This window comes from Microcystis sp. M53603_WE2 (genome assembly GCF_030065435.1).
In genome coordinates, this window is sequence record NZ_JASJFF010000583.1 from 1 (window position 1) to 3,773 (window position 3,773).

General features: G+C 41.8%; 5 protein-coding genes. All 5 read right to left on the reverse strand.

Features of this window, described 5'->3' with window-relative positions; all coding sequences use genetic code 11:
- On the reverse strand, window positions 1-727 hold a 727-nt coding region (locus tag PX481_RS12285), incomplete at its 3' end, for a 6-carboxytetrahydropterin synthase (protein WP_288094656.1).
- Between the two features lie 389 nt (window positions 728-1,116).
- Window positions 1,117-1,290: a type II toxin-antitoxin system HicB family antitoxin gene (locus PX481_RS12290; RefSeq protein WP_002758496.1), complete on the reverse strand. Its 174-nt coding sequence runs from the start codon at window positions 1,288-1,290 to the stop codon at window positions 1,117-1,119.
- 8 nt (window positions 1,291-1,298) lie between these two features.
- Window positions 1,299-1,700 (reverse strand): hypothetical protein, encoded by a 402-nt coding sequence (locus PX481_RS12295; RefSeq protein WP_002758495.1) that lies wholly within the window; start codon window positions 1,698-1,700, stop codon window positions 1,299-1,301.
- A gap of 20 nt (window positions 1,701-1,720) precedes the next feature.
- Window positions 1,721-2,248, reverse strand: coding sequence for a hypothetical protein (locus PX481_RS12300; RefSeq protein ID WP_288058326.1), 528 nt, complete (start codon window positions 2,246-2,248; stop codon window positions 1,721-1,723).
- A 60-nt stretch (window positions 2,249-2,308) separates the two neighbouring features.
- A partial coding sequence (locus PX481_RS12305) for a cobaltochelatase subunit CobN (protein WP_288094655.1) occupies window positions 2,309-3,773 on the reverse strand: 1,465 nt, incomplete at its 5' end.

Genomic DNA, 3,773 nt, shown 5'->3' on the forward strand with positions numbered 1-3,773 from the left:
CTAATAGTTGAGCGATATGTAAGGCAATATTTTCCGCGGTGGGAACCACTTCGGCAAAGTAGGGAATATCCTTATTTAAAAAAGTATGATCGAAGGGTTCTACTACCAATTCATCGATCGCTTTTTGTAAATCCCCTAGATCTACAATCATACCGGTGCGGGGATCGATTTCCCCCGCCACGGATACTTCTAGGTGATAATTATGGCCATGACCGTTTACCCTAGCGCATTTGCCGTAGATTTCCGAGTTTTGTTCGAGGGTTAATTGCGGTAAAGCCAAACGATGGGCGGCGCTAAAATGGGTTTTGACGGTTAAAGTTGCTTCCATATCTTTTCCTTGATATTCTGCCCACAATTCGGGGTGTTCAAATAGTTGAATTTTGACTAATGGTAAATAGGGTGCTAATCTTTGCCAGATAACTCTGGCGATATTTTCTGTGGTGGGTAGGGTTTGCTGAAATTCCGGCCAGACTTGATTGAGATAGGAGTAGTCTAATTGACTGGTTATCTCTCGTTTAATTACCTGTTTCACGGTGGAGAGATTTTCCACCATGCCATAAGGATTGAGTTCTTTGTATAGGGAGACGTATAATTCGTAATTGTGACCATGACCGGGAAAACGGCTACCAAGACCAAAACGTCTTTGATTTTCGGCTTCGTCCCATTCTGGTAGATAATAGCGATGGCTGGCTGAAAACCTCGCTCGACGATTGATGATGCAATCCATAAATGTGGGCGATCGATGACTTTGTAAAGTTACGTTAAGAGCAACTTTTTCTAGCATAAACCAGTTTTGTCTCCTCCGGCTTGCGGACCGGAGAAAGTTATCCCTCAATTCCAGCAGAATGCGATCGCTGTGAGTCGAGAGTGAGAAAATTTATCTTTGAGAAGGTGAAGGAATTACTTTTTTACCACTATGATAAACTGTCTCTATCCATAACTTTCTAGCTCCCTCAATTCTTCTTTAGGAGCAATCGAGATGGGATACTTTAGTGGGCAAAAAAGTAAATTCGTAGGTCGGGTTGAGGTCACGAAACCCGACAGAAACCCTCAGTTGTTGGGTTTCACTTCGTTCAACCCAACCTACGCAAAAAGATCTACCAAAATAAACCGTCTCTATCCAAATTCGCTCGCTTCTTCAATATTAATAATCACTTCTTCTAAAGTTTCACCCTGACTCATACATCCGGGTAAATCGGGAATTAATGCCGTGTATCCTCCTTCTTCTTCGGGATAAATTGAAATCGGATATTTAAGAGACAGAAAGTATTTTAATATTGGTTGTTCCATCGATAGGTCTAAATAGGTTTGACTAAATCGCCAACTTGAGCATTATCAAAAGGTTTTAATTCATCGGATTCTACCACTTCAGATTTATAACTCCTCAATCCCAAAGAAGAATTTTCTATTCTTTTTCTATAAGTTTTTTTCTGATCGGTTTCAATTATAGATATTTTATCTTGAACGAAAATAATTCTTCCCGTACCTCTTACTAATTCGAGAAACCCTAAAGATTCGCCAGTATGGGGATCTAATATTTCTTCGTCATCGATACGATAAACCATCATTCTTTGACCTTCTCGAATTCCGTTCTGTTCACCTCTATTCATTACTAATTTATAGTCGTCAATAACCTTAACGACCGTGGCAGGAAAAGTTCCTTTGGGGGATAAAAGGGGAATTTCTGTGACGTTTTCCATAATTTCCTCTACAGGTTTAATTATTTTTTATAAATACTCGGTTTGACTTTGATTCTTTGAATAATTTTGTCTTCGTTATTAGCTAATCTGTCTAAAACATTTTGATAGCCCGCTTCTGGCTGGTCGAGAACTGTCTGTATTTTTTGATCGCTTTGTACATTTTTAACAAACCCCTCACCGATTAATACTTCAAACCCATCTTCGTCCGTATAGTAAAACGATATCATTAGTTGAGCGGCAAATAAATTTGAGGCTTCGAGTAAGCATTGAATATTATTATTTGCGTCCTTTTGAACTCGTAGGATTTTCGGAATAATATTTTGCTTGACTCTGTGATATTCTTCTAGTGCCGTTTGTAACGCCTTACATAGAGTAGCTATAGCTAATATAGCCATCGTGATTATAACAAAAAGAACCACTAGAGGAATAGGTGTCTGCCCAGCAAATACCCACGCAAGTAAACTAGCGACAAAACCCAGGAATCCCAGCACCAATGACTGAATTCCTAAAAAACTAGACCAAATTAACCCCCAAAAGTTATTTTTCATGTTTGTTCAAAACTCAAGAGACCGGTAATTAGCCAGTCTCTCAAGTCTTATCTATCTATTCTACTCGATTCCTTCGATACGGTCCTCCACTTCTTGATAAAGTTCCTGTAAGCGGTCTAAATTCTCTTGAGAAGTTTCCCAGTAACCGCGACCATTAACTTCTAGCAGGGTTCCCACCATCTTGCGGAAAGAATTAGGATTGAGATTCATCAGACGCTGACACATTTCCTCATCTTGAATAAAAGTGGTGTTGACATCTTCATAAACCCAATTATCCACCGCGTCAGCAGTTGCAGACCAACCCATGGTATTAACCAAACGCTTCGATAATTCTCGGACTCCTTCGTAACCGTGACTTAACATTCCCTCGTACCATTTGGGATTGAGTAACTTGGTGCGGGTATCCAAGCGCACGGTTTCCGATAAAGTACGCACCTGAGCATTAGCGGTGGTAGTATCGGCAATATAGGCCGCCGGTTTTTTGCCATCATCGCGTAAACTAGCCACAACTTTTGTCGGGTCCGAGTCGAAATAGTGGGAAACATCGGTTAAACTAATCTCGCTAGAATCCAAGTTTTGGAAAGTTGCCTCCGCAGTTTTTAAGGATGCTTCAAACAACTGACGATTATCGGCCATCATACCCGGATTATCCGAGTCGAAAGCAAAACCCTTGCGGTTGAGATACATATTCTGTAACTCTTTTTCATCTTCCCAACTGCTATTTTCCACCGCGAGATTGATGTTAGAAGAATAGGAACCGGAAGCATTAGAAAAGATGCGGGTGGCTGCCTGTCGAACCGTTAAACCCATTTCTTTTGCTTGTTCCATAGCGTGTTTACGGACATAATTCATCTCCATCGGTTCGTTTGCTTCCGCGGCCATTTTTACGCCTTGGTCAAGCAAGTTCATCTGATTGATAAATAAATCCCGGAAGACACCAGAACAGTTGACCACCACATCAATGCGCGGTCTTCCTAATTCCTCTAGGGGAATTAATTCCAATTTATTCACCCGTCCCAAAGCATCGGGAACAGGACGAACCCCCACCATCCAGAGAATTTGTGCTAGGGATTCCCCATAGGTTTTGATATTATCAGTTCCCCAGAGAACACAAGCGATGGTTTCGGGATATTTACCGCCATTATCCAGTTTTTGCCGTTCTAACAGGCGATCCACCACGATTTTAGCCGATTTTACCGCCGCTAGGGTCGGGATAGACTGGGGATCTAAAGCGTGGATATTTTTACCCGTCGGTAAAACTCCGGGGTTACGGATGGGGTCGCCACCGGGACCGGGAAGAACGTATTCCCCTTCCAATGCTTTTAATAGCGCCCCTAATTCATTATCGGCACAGACCTGTTCTAAACAGAATTCTAGGTATTCAAACAGGGGTTTTAACGCCACCGGATCAACTTGTGGATAACCCATCTCCTGCAAAGTTTCCAGCCAAGGCGATTTCTTGCCTATATTCAAGAAATTCAGCTTAGAAAGCATCGATACTCGACCTTCTGCGTCGGTTTGGGAC

Excerpts from the sequence above, each read along its gene's own strand:
- PX481_RS12295 (WP_002758495.1), bottom strand. The coding sequence starts at position 1,700 with ATGGAAAACGTCACAGAAATTCCCCTTTTATCCCCCAAAGGAACTTTT.
- PX481_RS12290 (WP_002758496.1), bottom strand. The coding sequence starts at position 1,290 with ATGGAACAACCAATATTAAAATACTTTCTGTCTCTTAAATATCCGATT.
- PX481_RS12300 (WP_288058326.1), bottom strand. The coding sequence starts at position 2,248 with ATGAAAAATAACTTTTGGGGGTTAATTTGGTCTAGTTTTTTAGGAATT.